This is a genomic window from Nocardia sp. CA-151230, from assembly GCF_050942175.1.
Taxonomy (GTDB): domain Bacteria; phylum Actinomycetota; class Actinomycetes; order Mycobacteriales; family Mycobacteriaceae; genus Nocardia.
Window position 1 is genome coordinate 2,225,511 of the sequence record NZ_CP192061.1, and the last position, 15,982, is coordinate 2,241,492.

General features: G+C 67.7%; 13 protein-coding genes and 1 pseudogene. 12 read left to right on the forward strand and 2 right to left on the reverse strand.

From position 1 onward, the window contains the following. Positions 1–7 precede the first annotated feature (7 nt). Both ACQP1O_RS10015 and ACQP1O_RS10020 read left to right on the forward strand, forming a co-directional pair. Complete coding sequence (locus ACQP1O_RS10015; RefSeq protein WP_433565549.1) at positions 8–334, forward strand: DUF732 domain-containing protein; 327 nt, start codon at positions 8–10, stop codon at positions 332–334. Positions 335–652: 318 nt separating this feature from the next. Further along, positions 653–2,971 (forward strand): Tex family protein, encoded by a 2,319-nt coding sequence (locus tag ACQP1O_RS10020; protein WP_433567635.1) that lies wholly within the window; start codon positions 653–655, stop codon positions 2,969–2,971. Positions 2,972–3,054: 83 nt separating this feature from the next. Here the strand turns inward: ACQP1O_RS10020 and ACQP1O_RS10025 are convergent, their stop codons facing one another. Next, a complete protein-coding gene (locus ACQP1O_RS10025) occupies positions 3,055–3,423 on the reverse strand; it encodes a bleomycin resistance protein (protein WP_433565550.1) in 369 nt (122 codons plus the stop codon). Positions 3,424–3,491: 68 nt separating this feature from the next. After that, a complete protein-coding gene (locus tag ACQP1O_RS10030; protein WP_433565551.1) occupies positions 3,492–3,701 on the reverse strand; it encodes a TOBE domain-containing protein in 210 nt (69 codons plus the stop codon). 157 nt (positions 3,702–3,858) lie between these two features. Between ACQP1O_RS10030 and ACQP1O_RS10035 the strand changes: the two genes are divergently transcribed. The 10 genes and pseudogenes from ACQP1O_RS10035 (at position 3,859) to ACQP1O_RS10080 (ending at position 15,980) form a co-directional block, all read left to right on the forward strand. After that, positions 3,859–4,794, forward strand: a complete 936-nt coding sequence (locus ACQP1O_RS10035; protein ID WP_433565552.1) for a hypothetical protein — start codon at positions 3,859–3,861, stop codon at positions 4,792–4,794. A gap of 36 nt (positions 4,795–4,830) precedes the next feature. After that, on the forward strand, positions 4,831–6,501 hold the full coding sequence (locus ACQP1O_RS10040; protein WP_433565553.1) for an alpha-keto acid decarboxylase family protein: 1,671 nt from the start codon (positions 4,831–4,833) through the stop codon (positions 6,499–6,501). 164 nt (positions 6,502–6,665) lie between these two features. Further along, positions 6,666–7,007: a 50S ribosomal protein L19 gene (rplS, locus tag ACQP1O_RS10045; protein ID WP_033086110.1), complete on the forward strand. Its 342-nt coding sequence runs from the start codon at positions 6,666–6,668 to the stop codon at positions 7,005–7,007. 119 nt (positions 7,008–7,126) lie between these two features. Then, positions 7,127–7,948 carry a signal peptidase I gene (gene lepB / locus ACQP1O_RS10050; RefSeq protein ID WP_433565554.1) on the forward strand — a complete coding sequence of 274 codons (822 nt, stop codon included), beginning with the start codon at positions 7,127–7,129 and terminating at the stop codon, positions 7,946–7,948. Between the two features lie 27 nt (positions 7,949–7,975). Then, complete coding sequence (locus tag ACQP1O_RS10055; RefSeq protein WP_433565555.1) at positions 7,976–8,731, forward strand: ribonuclease HII; 756 nt, start codon at positions 7,976–7,978, stop codon at positions 8,729–8,731. Between the two features lie 43 nt (positions 8,732–8,774). Then, positions 8,775–9,080 (forward strand): DUF2469 domain-containing protein, encoded by a 306-nt coding sequence (locus ACQP1O_RS10060; RefSeq protein ID WP_040859817.1) that lies wholly within the window; start codon positions 8,775–8,777, stop codon positions 9,078–9,080. Positions 9,081–9,166: 86 nt separating this feature from the next. Continuing rightward, on the forward strand, positions 9,167–9,523 hold the full coding sequence (locus tag ACQP1O_RS10065; protein ID WP_433565556.1) for a YraN family protein: 357 nt from the start codon (positions 9,167–9,169) through the stop codon (positions 9,521–9,523). A 1-nt stretch (position 9,524) separates the two neighbouring features. After that, a pseudogene (locus ACQP1O_RS10070) lies at positions 9,525–10,559 on the forward strand (YifB family Mg chelatase-like AAA ATPase); the annotation flags it as partial. 38 nt (positions 10,560–10,597) lie between these two features. After that, a complete protein-coding gene (locus ACQP1O_RS10075) occupies positions 10,598–12,079 on the forward strand; it encodes a tyrosine-type recombinase/integrase (protein WP_433565557.1) in 1,482 nt (493 codons plus the stop codon). A gap of 1,549 nt (positions 12,080–13,628) precedes the next feature. Continuing rightward, positions 13,629–15,980: a hypothetical protein gene (locus tag ACQP1O_RS10080; protein WP_433565558.1), complete on the forward strand. Its 2,352-nt coding sequence runs from the start codon at positions 13,629–13,631 to the stop codon at positions 15,978–15,980. Positions 15,981–15,982 lie beyond the last annotated feature (2 nt).

Consider the following 15,982-nt stretch of genomic DNA (forward strand, 5'->3'; position numbering starts at 1 on the left):
GTCGATCATGCGTGAAACCAGAGGATTTCTCAGCGCGGCGTTGGCCGGGCTGGCCCTGTTCGCCGCGATGTTCGGCGGCGGCAAGGCGGTCGCGGACAACCTCGATGTGCTCTTCCTGAGTCACCTGGGCGACCAGACGGTCGCCTCGCCCGGCTACGAGGACACCGAGGACGGGCAGCGCTTGATCGCCGAGGGCAAGGACATCTGCGCCCGCCTGCACGCGGGCACCCCGGTTGTAGCGACCGACCAGTGGGGATTCGGGGAAAGGCTCGCCCGCGCGGCCGTCTCGGTGTACTGCCCCGAATTCAAGGCGTCCCCAAGAGATTTCGGCTGATGATGAAATTCGGTACGTAACAACTGATTTCGCGCGGATCGGGGTGACTCCCCGGGTACGCCCGGACTTGTTTCGGCGCCCGGCACAGGCACGCATGCGTCACGGGTGACGGCTCTCAACGGGGGCGCTGAAGTCTCGGAGAGGCAGGGCCGTGACCGAATCCTGTGTGGGCCTTGCACGCACTGTCGGGTGGCGGCGGTAGTGTCTGCGGGCGTGACGACAGCCTCCGAAACCGTCAGCGCAGCATCCGCAGGTGCCGCATCCACGGGTGCAGCGAGCACCGAGAGCACCGTCCGCCTCGCCAGCGTCGGCCGGCGTATCGCCGACGAGCTGGGGGTGCGCGAGGAGCAGGTGCGCTCCGCCGTCGAACTACTGGACGCCGGGTCGACCGTTCCGTTCATCGCCCGCTATCGCAAGGAAGTCACCGGCGGGCTCGACGACGCCCAGCTACGCACCCTCGACGAGCGCCTGAGCTACCTGCGTGAACTCGACGAGCGCCGGGGCTCGATCATCGAATCCATTCGTGGCCAGGGCAAATTGGATGAGGCGCTGCACGCGCAGATCATGCTCGCCGACACCAAGGCCCGCCTCGAGGACATCTACCTGCCCTACAAGCCCAAGCGGCGCACCAAGGCCCAGATCGCGCGCGAGGCCGGGCACGAGCCCGTGGCCGACGCGCTACTGACCGACCCGACCACCGATCCCGCGCAGTACAACGCCGAACAGCTCGACGGCGCGCGGGCCATCCTGGTGGAGCGTTTCGCCGAGGACGCCGACCTGGTCGGTGAACTGCGCGAGCTCATGTGGGAGCGCGGACAGGTCACCTCGTCCGTGCGCGCCGGCAAGGAGGAGGCGGGCGCGAAGTTCGCCGACTACTTCGAATTCTCCGAGCCCTTCAGCAAGCTGCCCTCGCACCGCATCCTGGCGCTGCTGCGCGGCGAGAAGGAAGAAGTGCTCAACCTGCACCTCGAACCCGACACCGAGGAGCTCGAGGACGGGCAGCGCTCGATCTACGAGGGCCGCATCGCCGTCAAGTTCGGTATCGCCGATCAGGGCCGCGCCGCCGACTCCTGGCTGCTGGACACCGTACGCTGGGCGTGGCGGACCAAGCTGCAGGTCAGCATGGGCATCGATACCCGAATGCGGTTGCGGCAGTCCGCCGAACGCGATGCCGTCGACGTGTTCGCGGCCAATCTGCGCGACCTGCTGCTCGCGGCGCCCGCCGGCACCCGCTCGACCATGGGCCTGGACCCGGGCTACCGGACGGGTGTGAAGGTCGCCGTCGTGGACGCCACCGGCAAGGTGGTCGCCACCGAGGTCATCTACCCGCACAAGCCGCAGGGGCAGACCGAGAAGTCCCTGGCCGTGCTGGGCGCACTGGTCGCCCGCTTCAATGTCGAGCTCATCGCTATCGGCAACGGCACCGCCTCCCGCGAGACCGACGCCCTTGCCGCCGAACTGATCTCGCGCATCCCCGAGAACAGACCGACCAAGATCGTGGTCTCCGAGGCGGGCGCGTCGGTGTACTCGGCTTCCGCATACGCCTCGCAGGAACTGCCCGATATGGACGTGTCGCTGCGCGGCGCCGTCTCCATCGCCCGCCGGCTCCAGGATCCGCTGGCCGAATTGGTGAAGATCGACCCGAAGTCCATCGGCGTCGGCCAGTACCAGCACGACGTCTCCGAAACCCTGCTGGCCCGCTCGCTGGGCGCGGTCGTCGAGGACGCGGTGAACGCCGTCGGCGTCGACGTGAACATCGCCTCCGTCCCGCTCCTGTCCCGGGTCTCGGGCATCTCCAACTCGATCGCGGAAAGCATTGTGGCGCACCGCGATGCCAACGGCCCGTTCCGCAGTCGCGGCGCACTCAAGGATGTCCCGCGCCTGGGCCCCAAGGCGTTCGAACAGTGCGCGGGCTTCCTCCGCATCCGCGAGGGCGACGACCCGCTGGACACCTCCGGTGTGCACCCGGAGGCATACCCCGTGGTCCGGCGCATCCTCGATGCCAGCGGTAAGGGCGTGAAGGAGATCATCGGCAACACGTCCGCCCTGCGCGCCCTGCGGCCGGCCGACTTCACCGATGAGCGGTTCGGTGTCCCGACCGTCACCGACATCATCGCCGAACTCGAGAAGCCCGGCCGCGACCCTCGCCCCGAATTCAAGACCGCCGAATTCGCCGCCGGCATCGAGAAGGTCGCCGACCTGAAGCCCGGCATGGTGCTCGAGGGCGTAGTCACCAATGTGGCCGCGTTCGGCGCCTTCGTCGACATCGGCGTCCACCAGGACGGCCTGGTCCACGTCTCGGCCATGTCCCACAACTTCGTCAAGGACCCCCGCGAGGTCGTGAAGTCCGGTGACGTCGTGAAGGTCAAGGTCCTCGAGGTCGACGTCCAGCGTCAGCGCATCGGCCTGTCCCTGCGCCTCGACGACGAGCCCGGAAACGCCAAGCCCGACCGCGCCGACCGCGGCCCCCGCAACAACCAGGGCGGCGGTCAGCGCGGCGGCAACCGTGACAACCGCCAGGGCGGCCAAGGTGGCCAGCGCCAGGGCGGACAGCGTCAGGGCGGCGGCAACCGCAACCAGCCCGCCCCCAGCGGTTCGATGGCCGATGCCCTCCGCCGCGCCGGCTTCGGCCGCTGACCAGCTGGTTCCGAACCACCCGTCCGGCCGCACCCACATCCGGGTCCGGCCGGACGGCCGTTTCCGAACCCGGACCGACACGGCTAGCTCAGTGGGGAGCCGACCCGGTGCAGGGTGCCGTCGGGGTCGACGTAGCCGAATTCCCTCAGGCCGTAATCGGTGTCGACCGGGCTGGTGAGGCGCCCGGGCAGGTCTGCGGCGGCCCACTCCGCGTGCAGCGCGTCGGCGTCGGAGACGTAGAGGTAGACGGCTGCGGCGGTTCGTAACGAGTCGTGTTCGTCCCACTCGGTGAGGTGCAGGGATACGCGGCCGCGGTCGGCGAAGCCGTAGCGGGCGTCGCCCTCGTAGGCGTGGACGCTGAACCCGAGGCGGCGATAGCGGGCCAGGGCGGCGTCGAGGTCGAGGACCGGGATCACGGGGGCGACGCGATCGAAGGTGATGTCGTCCGGCATGGAAGCTCCGAAAATGAAGACGCCGAGGCGGTTCCGGTTCGGGGGCGCCTCGGCGGTTTCGTGGTGGGTTACTCGACGCCGAGGGAGACCTCGGTCGATTTGATGAGGACCTTGACGGGCTTGCCGTCGGCGAGACCCAGGTCGTCGGCAGCGTCGCGGGTGATGGAGGAGGTGATCTCGTCACCGCCCGCGAGGCGGACGCGTACCACCGCCATGGCCTCGCCGCGGGTGACCTGGGTGACTGTTCCATCGAGTTGGTTTCGTGTGCTCAGTCGCATGATGGTGAGCCTAGTCACCGGTGGCCGCCATTTCGATGTTGGCTGGACGGTTGCTATATCACGTCACAACCGCATGTGATCTTTCCGTCCGGGTCGGCGGCGCGGGTAGCGTGGCGGGGGTTGGCGTTCGCACGAGGGTTTCGGAGGCGACACGGGCATGCACGTGCACCGGTGGTGGGAAGATGTCGTGGTGGCACACGGCAGATTGCCATTGGCATGCCTGCTTCTGGGATTCATCGTGGGATTCCTGCTGATCCGAATCAGCGTGCGGCTCATCCGTAAACAGGTGCGCTGGTGGCCGGGCAATGTGCGGGCCGGGGACGTGCACATCCACCACATGGTGTTCGGGGTGATCCTGGTGCTCGGCTCCGGCGTCGGATTCGTGACGCTCTATCGGAGCGGCGTCGGCGTGATCAGCGCGCTGGCCGCGGTCTTCGGGCTCGGCGCGGCGCTGGTGCTCGACGAGTTCGCGCTCATCTACTACCTGCGCGACGTGTACTGGGAGGAGCAGGGCCGTACCTCGGTCGATGCGGTGTTCGTGGCCCTTGCCGTGACCGGGCTGCTGCTGCTCGGTTTCCATCCGCTGTGGTTGCTGGACATCGGCAATATCCGTGATCTCCGGACCGATCAGAATGTGCCCGAGCGGCTGTTCACGATCGGGTTCGCGTTCGGGAATCTGCTGCTGGCGGCCATTGTCATTGCCAAGGGCAAGATTTGGACAGGTCTGTTCGGAATGTTCTTCCCGCCGCTGCTGTTCATCGGCGCGCTGCGGCTGAGCCGCCCGGGCGCACCCTGGGCGCGCTGGCGCTACGCCTCCGGCTCGGGCCTCATGCGGCGTGCGGTGCGGCGCGAGCGCCGCTATCGCCGCCCGATGATCCGGGCCAAGATCTTCGTGCAGGACCTGCTGGCGGGCAAGCCCGATGCCGCGCACGTGCTCCGCGCAGCCGAGGAGGAGCTGGCTCGGACCGTGGTCCCGGCCCCGCCCGCGCCGCCCTCGGCCCACCCGCACCTCATGCACGGGCGCAAGCATGTGGATCGGCCCTTCGAGCCCGGGTCCGCGGAGCTTCCCCCGGAATCAGTCGATAGCCAATGAGTTGCTGACTGTCGGTCGGCGTGCCAGTGTTGAGCCATGGGCTACGTCGTCGGCGACTATCTGCTCGATCGGCTCCGGGAACTCGGCGTCACGGAAATCTTCGGCGTTCCCGGCGATTTCAATCTGCAGTTCCTCGACCATGTCATCGCCCACCCCGACATCCGCTGGATCGGCAGCGCCAACGAGCTGAACGCCGGCTACGCCGCCGACGGCTACGCCCGCCTGCGTGGCATCGGTGCGGTCGTCACCACCTACGGTGTGGGCGAGCTGAGCGCGGTCAACGCCATCGCGGGCAGCTACGCCGAGCATGTGCCCGTGGTGCACATCGTCGGCGTGCCCGCCAAGGACATCCAGGCCGGTCACCGCGTCATCCACCACACCCTCGGCGACGGCGACTTCCACCACTTCCGCCGGATCGCCGCCGAAGTCACCTGTGCGCAGGCCGATCTCGGCGCGGCCGACGCCTGCCAGGAGATCGACCGGGTGCTGAATTCGGTTCGCGTGCACCGCCGTCCGGGGTATCTCATGCTGGCCACCGATACCGCGCGGGTGGAGGTGTCCCCGCCCGCGACGCCGCTGGCGCCGCCCGCCGACTTCTCGAGTGCGGGCGCGCGGGCAGCCTTCGCAGAGGCGGCAGGTGAATTCCTCGGCGGCCGGCGGGTGACCGTCCTCGCCGACATCTTCGTCGACCGGGTCGGAGCGACCGACCGGTTGCGCACCCTGGTCGGCCCGACCCCGGGACTCCCGCACGCCACCCTGGCCTGGGGCAAGACCGTGGTCGACGAATCCGCCCCGAACTTCCTGGGCGTCTACACCGGCGCGGCCTCCCCGCCGCAGGTACGCGCCGCCGTCGAGGACGCCGAGCGCCTGGTGACCATCGGAGTCCAGTACACCGACAGCATCACCGCGGGATTCAGCCACCGCATCGACACGCACCGCACCCTCGATATCGGTCCCGAGCGCACGGTGATCGGGGGAGTCGACGCCTTCGCGCCGCTGTCGCTCACCGCGGCCCTGGAGATCCTCACCGAGCTCGCCCCCGAATTCGCCGCTCCCGCACCGACTCCCGCCCCGGCGGCCGCCGTACCGGACGCTCCGCCCGCCGTGGACGCACCACTCACCCAGGCCGCCCTCTGGCCCCTGGTGGCGGCAGCCCTGGGCAACAACAACATTGTCGTGGCCGACCAGGGCTCGGCCTTCTTCGGCCTGGCGACGCTGCGCATGCCGACCGGCATCACCTTTCTCGGCCAGCCGCTGTGGGGCTCGATCGGCTATGCCCTCCCGGCCGCCCTCGGCGCGGGCATCGCCTGCCCCGACCGTCGCGCGGTCCTCGTCATCGGCGATGGCGCGGCGCAGCTTTCGATCCAAGAGCTGGGCACTTGGATCCGCGAGCAGCTGAACGGCGTGATCATCCTGGTCGACAACAACGGCTATGCCATCGAACGCGCCATCCACGGTCCGGCCGCCCCTTACAACGACATCGCCCCGTGGCGCTGGCCCGAACTCCCGCACGCCTTCGGCGGCGATGCCGAGTCCGTCCTCACCCTCCGCGCGACCACGGTCGGCGAGCTGCAACACTGTCTGAAAACCGCGACGGACGAGCAGGACCGACTGGTTTTTCTGCATGTGATGACCGGTACCACCGACTACCCGCCGCTGGTCTCGGACATCGCCGCCGCCCTCACCCGCGCGAATACCCGCACGTAGGGGTCGATTAACCGCGCGATCCCGGCGTCTGGCACAATGCTCAGGTTGCTTTGGGTGCTCTGTGCCCGGGCACCGCCCAAATATCCGGAGCACGAACCGGTAGAGCATCCTCCCCGGGTAGCCGCCAGGTTCCTCTGTTCGCGCGAACTCCAATAAGGACGGACATGAACACCCTCGACTTCGTCGACGCAAGCTCGCTGCGCAGCGACATCCCGGACTTCCGCCCGGGTGACACGGTCAACGTGCACGTGAAGGTTATCGAAGGCAACAAGGAGCGCATCCAGGTCTTCAAGGGCGTCGTCATCCGCCGCCAGAACGGTGGCATCCGCGAGACCTTCACCGTGCGCAAGGTTTCGTTCGGTGTCGGCGTGGAGCGCACCTTCCCGGTGCACAGCCCCAACCTGGACAAGATCGAGGTCGTGACCCGCGGTGACGTGCGTCGCGCCAAGCTGTACTACCTGCGCGATCTGCGCGGCAAGGCCGCCAAGATCAAGGAAAAGCGCTGAAGTAGTCGCAGCTCCCGCTGAGCCCGTGATCGGCTCGGCGCATGATCGACAGTCGGCTCGCCGACAACGAGTAGCCCGGCACCGCATGGTTCTTCGCGGTGCCGGGCTACTCTGTTCCGGTGGCAGACGAGAGCGAGTCGGTGACGAAGTCCGGGTCGGGCAACCGCAATGGGGCGAAGACGCCCGAGGCGCCCGAGACACCCCAGCCGAAGTCGAAGAAGAAGCAGCGACCGTTCTGGCAGGAGCTGCCCATCCTGATCGGTTTCGCGGCGCTGATCGTGGCGCTGCTGGTGACCTTCATCGGCCGGCCCTATGTCATTCCCTCGCAGTCCATGGAACCCACTCTGCACGGCTGTGCGGGCTGCACCGGTGACCGCATCTATGTCGAGAAGCTGAGCTACTACTTCGGCGATCCCGAGCCGGGCGACGTGGTGGTGTTCGTCGGCCCGACCAGCTCGTGGAACAGCCACTACAAGTCGATCCGCTCGTCCAACACCGTGGTGCGCGGGGTGCAGAACTTCCTGTCCTTCTTCGGCCTGGTGCCGCCGGACGAGAACGATCTGGTGAAGCGGGTCATCGCCACGGGTGGGCAATCGGTCAAATGCTGTGACGCGCAAGGCCGGATCCTGGTCAAGGAGGACAGCCCCGGCGCCGACTGGAAGCCGCTCGACGAGCCGTACGTGAAGTTCAACAACCCCTTCGACCCCCAGCGCCCGGACGTCCAGTTCAACGCGGGCGGTCGCGCCTTCCCCGAGATCAAGGTGCCCGCCGGCAACCTGTGGGTGATGGGTGACAACCGCGCCGAGTCCGCCGACTCCCGCTACCACATGAAGGACGAGCTGCAGGGCACCGTTCCGGTGAAGGATGTGCGCGGCAAGGCCGTGTTCAAGATCTGGCCGCCGAGCCGGATGGGTCCGGTTCGGGCGCAGGACCCGCAGTAGAAGCGAGAATCGCGGGATAATCGACCGGTGGGGAAGATGGCGAGGGCCGCCGAGTCCGGCGTGCGCCGGAAGGCGAGCGGCGGCAAGAAGATTCAGCGGATCGACCGCGGTGACTGGCCGCCGCGCGTGGTCATGCGGCAGGCCGGCGGGCTACGCACCCTGGAAGCCGCGCTGATCCGCAGCGGCCTCGGGCCGGTCGCGGGTGTCGACGAGGCCGGGCGCGGCTGCGCTGCGGGCCCGCTGGTGGTGGCCTCCTGCCTGCTGCCACCCAAGGCCTACGCCTCCCTCGCCGGTCTCGACGACTCGAAGAAGCTCACCGAGAACGCCCGCGAACAGCTGTTCCCGATCATCAAGCGGCTCGCGCTGGCCTGGGAGGTGGTGGTCATCCCGGCCTGGGAGATCGACGCCATCGGCATCCACGTGGCCAATATCGAGGGCATGCGGCGTGCGGTGGCCGGGCTGGATCCGGTGCCCGGCTACGTGCTCACCGATGGCTTCCGGGTGCCGGGTATCCCGGTGCCGTCGCTGCCGGTGATCGGCGGTGACGCCTCGGCGGCCTGCATCGCCGCGGCCAGCGTGCTGGCCAAGGTGACCCGTGACCGCATGATGGTGGAGATGGACGAGCAATATCCGGGCTACGGGTTCGCCGCCCACAAGGGCTACAACACCCCCGAGCACAATGAGGCGCTGACCCGTCTCGGCATCACCCCCGAGCACCGCCGTTCGTGGCGAAACGTCCGGGAGACCGGCCGACTGGCTACCGACACGGCGTATGCGGGATGATGTCTCTACACCCAGTTGGGCGACAAGGAGGACGTTCCACCCGATGAGCGCCGAGGACCTCGAGAAGTACGAAACCGAGATGGAGCTATCCCTGTACCGCGAGTACAAGGACATCGTCGGGCAATTCTCGTACGTGGTGGAAACCGAACGTCGCTTCTACCTCGCCAATTCCGTCGAACTGCGGCCGCAGAACGCCGATGGCGAGGTGTACTTCGAGGTACGGATGTCGGATGCATGGGTGTGGGACATGTACCGGCCGGCGCGCTTCGTGAAGCACGTTCGCGTGATCACCTTCAAAGACGTGAATATCGAGGAGCTGGAGAAGACCGACCTGCGGCTTCCCGACTAGTCCACAGGCCGCAGGTTATCCACAGGCTCACTGTTTTCCCAGTTCGGCATGGCCGGGTCCGTCATGGGCCCGGCCATGCTGGCTGAATGGCACAGCATCTGGCGCTGGGAGCGCAGGGGGAGGAACTGGCGGCGCGGTACCTGGCCGAGGCCGGGATGGAAATTGTCGCCCGCAATTGGCGATGCCGCTTCGGCGAACTCGACGTCATCGCTCGTGAGGGCGAGGTGACCGCCTTCGTTGAGGTCAAAACCCGCCGCGGCCTTGCCTGCGGCCCACCCGAGGAGGCAGTCACCTACCTCAAACAGCAGCGCATCCGCGCCGTCGCGCAGCACTGGCTGCGTGAGCAGCGGGGGCCGTGGCAGCGCGTCCGCTTCGACGTCGTCGCTGTCCTCCTGCGCCCCGGCCGCCCTCCCGAAATCCGTCACCTCAAGGCGGTGTTCTGAAATGCCTTTGGGCAGAGCCTATTCCGTCGCGGTGAGCGGGGTAGAAGGTCAGCTTGTAGAGATTGAAGCCGACATTGGCCAGGGACTGCCCTCGGTTCAGCTGGTCGGCCACCCTGACGGCACTCTGCAGGAATCCAGGGATCGGGTCCGCGCCGCGGTCACCAATACAGGCGAGAAGTGGCCCGACGGCCGCGTCATCCTGGCCTTGTCCCCGGCCGCCCTGCCCAAGGCCGGAAGCATTTATGACCTGGCACTGGCCGCTGCCGTGCTGGACGCGGCGGGGGCAGTCCCATCGAACAGGCTCTCGGAGTCGGTGCTGCTGGGTGAACTGGCTCTCGACGGGCGTGTGCGCCGGGTTCGTGGCATTCTCCCGGCGGTACTGGCGGCGCGGAGCGCCGGTCGGCGCACCGTCGTCGTTCCGACCGCCGCGCTGCCGGAGGCGGGCCTGGTCGACGGCCTTTACGTCCTTGGGGCATCGACCCTGCTCGAATTGCTGGATTGGCTGCGAGGAGGAGGTGAGCTCACGCCGCCTGAACCAGTCCGGCCGGCGCCCGAGTCATCGATCGGGGACCTGCGCGAGGTGGTAGGGCAGGACGAGGCGCGCTGGGCACTGGAGGTGGCCGCGGCGGGTGGGCATCACCTGCTGCTCACCGGCCCGCCCGGCATCGGGAAAACCATGTTGGCGCAACGACTTCCCGGATTGCTGCCGCCACTGTGCGAACGGGATTCCCTGGAGGTGACCGCGATTCACTCGGTGGCGGGCACACTCTCCGATGATGCGCCGCTGATCACCGCACCGCCGTTCGTGGCGCCCCATCATTCGTCGTCGGTCACGGCGATGGTCGGTGGCGGTTCGGGTTCCGCGCGGCCCGGCGCGGTGAGTTGTGCTCATCGGGGCGTTCTGTTCCTGGACGAGTGTGCCGAGATCGGCACCAAGGTTCTCGAAGCACTGCGAACTCCCTTGGAAGAAGGCGAAGTTCGCATTGCGCGCCGGGACGGAGTGTCCCGTTTCCCGGCCCGCTTCCAACTCGTTCTGGGTTGTACATAGTCGGTCAGTGACCACAGAATCTCGCGGTGCCTGAATCACGTTGGTGGGTAAGGTTCGCGAGCGATCAGCTCGACCGCCCGAGCAATCCGTTGCCGTTCGTCGAGGAGTTACCGCAGTGGGAGCCCGGGTGGCTAGCGCGTGAGGGGGTAGCGGCGGGGACGCCGTTCCTGTTGTCGCCGGCGTTCGAGTACGACGTCGAGTTGAACGCGTATTTCACGAACTACCTGGTGACCAGCGCGGTGAAGACGCAGGAGGCCAGCGCGCGGGATCTGGCGGGGTTCTTGACGTTTCTGTGGCGGGCGCGGGAAGGGCGGTCGTGGCGGGACGCGACCGAGGACGATCACCGCGCCTATCTGGTCTGGCGGCGCCGCGATCCACGCGGCCCGCGGGTGTCGGGGGCGACGTGGGATCGTGAGGTGGCCACGGTCAACCAGTTCTATTGGTGGGCATTGCGAGCCGGATACGTTGTGTCACATCCGATTCCGCAGCGGATGAGCCGTCACCGGCCGGTCGGTGGCGATTGGAGTATGCGCCGAGCCCGCGACGAGTTGCGCCCGGCGACCTACTCACACGACGCCAATTCCGAGCGCATCGTCTGGCTGCCACCGGCGGCCTATCGACGCTGGCGTGATATCGGGATTCGCGGGTTCGGCGCGGATGACCTTCCCCGCGAAGGGTTTCGGGGCCGCTGGGCGGCCCGCAACGCCACCTACTGCGATCTGATGGTGCGCACCGGTTTGCGGGTGTCGGAGCAGTCGGCGTTGTCAGTGTTCGAGGTTCCCCGCGACCGCGGATTGGGCGGGTTCCGCCGGTTCTGGTTGCCGATGTCGATCGCCAAGGGCCGTTCGGCGCGATGGATTTACGTTCCGCCGTCGTTGCTGCCGGAGTTGAACGCCTACGCCGATTTCGACCGGCCGGAGGTGATCGAGGCGGCGCGCGCAGCGGGCCGCTACAGCTGGCGGCGGCCCTGGGTGGTGGAGGATCCGCAGGTCCCGACCGCGGTGATGCGCATCGATGGGCTGGTGCACACCGTCGAGGTCGCCGAGATGGACGCTGGTCAGCGGAAACAGCTGCTGGTCGAGAGCGCGGGCGGCGTCGAACCGGCCGCGTTCTGGCTCGGCGAAACCGGCATGCCGATGTCGGTGTCGGCCTGGAAACAGATCTTCCGCGACGCCAACACCCGCTGCCGCCACGCAGGAGTCGAGGTCACATGCCATCCGCATGCGCTGCGGCACACCTTCGCGGTCGTGACCCTGGAACAGCTCCAGCGCGGTCATATCGACGCGCTGGCCAGCCTCAATCCCGAGCAGCGCCGCCACTACACCCGCATCTTCGGTGATCCGCTGGACTGGGTCCGTCGCCGACTCGGACACCGTTCGGTGACCACGACGATGATCTATCTGCACGCCCTGGCCGAACTCGAGATGCACACGCGGATGAAGCTGGTCCCCGACGATTGGGACGATGTCCGCGCCGAGCTCGCCGAGGCCGAGGCGGTGGTCGAGTGAGCACCGATCGCCGGGGCAGCACGCATCCGGGTCGGCCGGCGCCATTGCCGGAAGGCTCGTATTCACCCTCAGATGACCCGCTGACCGTCGATCGCCTCGGCCCGGCGGGTCTGGTGATCGCGTTCCGAGGAGAGGACAGACGCGCGCGCTCGTTCGACATCGGTTCGCTGCCGCTGCCGGGCTGGCACGAACCTCTCGCGCAGGCATGGGCGACACGCATCGGCCCCGCCGGGTCGGTCCGGACCCTGGCGTCGGCCCTGCACCCCTGGGGCGTGGTGGTCCGGTTCATGCGTTTCCTCGACACCCGCCCGCGGCCGCCAGCGACGCCCGATCGTCTCACAGCGGCGGACGTCGAGGCGTTCTACAACTTCCTGGCCCAGCGCAGACGGCACGGCTGGAACGAGATTCGTTCACTGGCTTCGATTTTCGAGGTCTCGCCGCTTCGGGAGGTGATTGCTTCGGCGGTCACCGATTACATGCGCATGCCGACGCCGAGCACCCAGAATCGCGGCAAGCCCGGCTATTCCGATGGCGAGTTGCGGCGCATCGTGTCCGCGGCGCGCGCCGACGCGGCCGCGATCCGAGACCGGATCCGGCGCGGGCGCGCGCTGGTCGAGCGCTGGCACAGCGACCGCGATGGTTTGTCCGGCGCGGACGCTGTCCTGGCCGAACAACTGGCCGGGATCGCCGCGACCGGAGTGGTCCCGTCCGAGATGAAAATCGGGCTCGCACGGCTGTTCACGGCCCGGCTCGAGCTGGCCAGGCATTTGTTCGTGACCAAGCAGGACCTGACGCCGCTGATGCTGCTGGTCGTCGCGGTCACCGGCCTCAATGCCGAATCGGTCAAGGAGTTGCCCGCCGAGCACCGGGTGCTCGAGGGCCAGGCGGTCGAACTCCGGTCGGTCAAGCGTCGCGCTGGTCCTCATCGCTGGACCAGCGCGGTCAGCTGGGAGATCGGGCCGCCGGGGCGCGAATTGCACACGCCGGGAGGGCTTTATCTGCTGCTGCACGAGTTGATGGCGCACAGCCGGGCACTGAGTTCGTCGGAGACGTTGTGGTCGGTTTGGCGAAACGGCCACCGCGCCAAGGTTATCGGCGAGGTCGGTGAGCACTACAGCCCGTTCGCCACGGGCCTGCAAACCATGGTCGAGAAGCCGCAGCTCTGGGCGGCGCGGCGGGGACTCCTCGCGGACGGGGATCCACCGCGGCCGCTGGTGGTCACCATGCAGCGGTTGCGGACCACGATGGAGATCCGGCGGACCAAGCAGATGGGCGGGCACCTGCCCTCGGCGGCGCGGACCAACACCATCCACACCTTGTTCCAGGACTACCTGCGCGATGATCCGGTCGTTCTGGACTGGGCCGGTGATGTCGTCGCCGACGCGCTGGCCGAAGCCGAGCGGGCCGCGCTCGACGCGCACCGCCGCGCGCTGGTCGCGGCCGGTGGTGTTCTCGACGTCATCACCGAGGAGTCCACCGTCGTCGACGGTCAGGACACCGCCTGGAGCACCTGCAAGCAACCCGAGCGGCATCCGGTCACCGAAAAACCGTGTCGGGCCTCATTTCTGGACTGTTTCCATTGCCAGAACTGCCTGATCACCCCGGCGCACCTGCCGAGACTGCTGGCGCTGATGCAGGCGTTGGCACAGCGGCGCGAACTGCTCGACCAAGACCAATGGTGGTTGCGCTACGGCCACGCCTGGGCCGCGATCCGCAACGACGTCCTGTCCCGGTTCACCCCCGCTCAGATCGAAGCGGCGCGCGCCGATCAACCCGCCGACGCACTGCTCGATCTGGTCGAAGCACCCTGGGAGAAGCCATGATCGGCTCAGCCGCTACTACCGCAGCGCGGCGCGGCGACGACCTCGACGCCACGCTGGTTCTGCACGCTCGGCCGCTGCGCCCCGGCGTCGACCTCGCCGACACCTCGCGCTTCGGCGACGAGAATTGGATCCTCGGCCCGGCCCAGCTGCAAAGCCATATCCAGCAATTGAAGCTCAACTTCGCTGCCCTGCCCGAAGACTATCGGCTGCTGGCCAAGCACCTGTTCTACTCGATGCTGTCGGGCGAGCTGCCCCCGGGCGAGAAGCGGCCCAGCATCACCGCGATCCGGTCGACCATGATCGAGGTCAAGCGGTTGTTCTGCTGGCTGGCCGACCGCTCTGCCGAGCGCGGCGGTCAACCGCTGGCCCTGGCCGAGCTGACACCAGCCGACCTGGCCACCTATCGGGAATACCTGCACGCCACCGGAAGTCCGAGCCGCCGCAGCATCGCTTGCGCAGGCGTTCGCTGCTTCTGGCGATACCGTCGAGTCCTGCCCGACCACCTGAGTTTCGATCCGCTGCAGGAGGTCGACGACTGGTCCATCCCTCACCACGCCAGAGCGAACGAGAACAAGACCGACCGCATCCCCGAGCAGATCCTGGGCCCGCTGATCACCTGGGCCTTGCGGTTCATCGACGATTTCGCCCCCGACATCCTTGCCGCACAGCAGATATGGACGCTGGCCCGCGACCCGAACAGGATCAAGCCCGACCGCCACACCGAACCGACGGCGCTGTTCGACCTGCTCGACAGCTACATCCGCCGCGGCCGGCCGCTGCCGGGCTGGGGCGGAGCGGTCAACATCAAATTCCTCTCCGACCTCACCGGGATGAGCCGCACAAGGATCTATAACCACCGTCACCACGTCGACCGCGCCGCCGAGATCGTCGGCATCGCCGAGGACACCGATTACGACATCGACATCACCGGCCGCCTCGACGGCGAGCCATGGATCGAGGCCATCACCACCGACCACTACGCCTCCAACAGCCTGGCCGCGTTGACGCGGATGCTTCAAATCTCCTGCTACACAGTGATTTCCTTCTTCTCCGGAATGCGCGACAGCGAAGTCAAACATCTGCGCCGCGGATGCGTTCACGCCCAGCACGACGCCGACGGCATTCCCTATCGTTGGCGGATCACCAGCACGGCGTTCAAGGGCGAGAACGCCGAAGGCGTCACCGCCAACTGGGTCGTCTCACCGCCGGCCGCGCGAGCGGTCGCGGTCATAGAACAGCTGGCCACCATCGAAAACTGCTGGCTGTTCTCACGACTGCCGAACTCCCCCGGGGCAAAGCACAAGTCCGACGGCAAAGCGCAAACCACCAGCTCAACCAACACCCAGCTCAACGAGTTCCGCGATTGGATCAACGACTACTGCGCCAGTCGGTCGCGCAAGGATCCGATCCCGCTGGTCGACGGCCGCCCCTGGACGCTGAAGACCAGCCTGTTCCGGCGGACGCTGGCCTGGTTCATCGCCCGTCAGCCCGGCGGGTCGATCGCTGGCGCGATCCAATACCGTCACATGAGCATTCAAATGTTCGAGGGCTACGCCGGAACCTCGGATTCCGGATTTCGGGCCGAAGTCGAGGCCGAACGCGCGCTCGCCCGCGGCGAACATCTGCTCGCCACCATCGAGGCCCACCAGCACACCGACTACACCGGACCCGCCGCCGACGAAGCCGCCCGCAGACTCGACGACTTCGGCGACCACGCCGCATTCACCGGCACGGTCATCACCGACCCCCGCAGGCTCGCCCGCCTCATGAAAAAACATGATCCGGCCATCTATCCCGGCCGCTACGCCACCTGCGTCTTCAACCCGGACAAGGCGCTCTGCGCCCGCACCACTGATCTCAGCGGGGCATCGCGGCCCGCCCTCGGCGACTGCAAACCCCTCGACTGCAACAACGTTGCCCTCACCAGCGACAACCTCGCCGCGCTCGACGCCGAACGCGCAAGCCTGCTCGACCAACTCACCGCGCGGCCCGCTCTTCCCCCGATGCTGCACCAGCGGGTCACCGCCCGCGCCGAAACCATCGCCGACTACCTCACCCGTCACGACAACAGGAGCTGACC

Excerpts from the sequence above, each read along its gene's own strand:
- ACQP1O_RS10015 (WP_433565549.1), top strand. The coding sequence starts at position 8 with ATGCGTGAAACCAGAGGATTTCTCAGCGCGGCGTTGGCCGGGCTGGCC.
- ACQP1O_RS10060 (WP_040859817.1), top strand. The coding sequence starts at position 8,775 with ATGAGCGCCGAGGACCTCGAGAAGTACGAAACCGAGATGGAGCTATCC.
- ACQP1O_RS10030 (WP_433565551.1), bottom strand. The coding sequence starts at position 3,701 with ATGCGACTGAGCACACGAAACCAACTCGATGGAACAGTCACCCAGGTC.
- ACQP1O_RS10035 (WP_433565552.1), top strand. The coding sequence starts at position 3,859 with ATGCACGTGCACCGGTGGTGGGAAGATGTCGTGGTGGCACACGGCAGA.
- rplS (WP_033086110.1), top strand. The coding sequence starts at position 6,666 with ATGAACACCCTCGACTTCGTCGACGCAAGCTCGCTGCGCAGCGACATC.
- ACQP1O_RS10040 (WP_433565553.1), top strand. The coding sequence starts at position 4,831 with ATGGGCTACGTCGTCGGCGACTATCTGCTCGATCGGCTCCGGGAACTC.
- ACQP1O_RS10025 (WP_433565550.1), bottom strand. The coding sequence starts at position 3,423 with ATGCCGGACGACATCACCTTCGATCGCGTCGCCCCCGTGATCCCGGTC.
- ACQP1O_RS10065 (WP_433565556.1), top strand. The coding sequence starts at position 9,167 with ATGGCACAGCATCTGGCGCTGGGAGCGCAGGGGGAGGAACTGGCGGCG.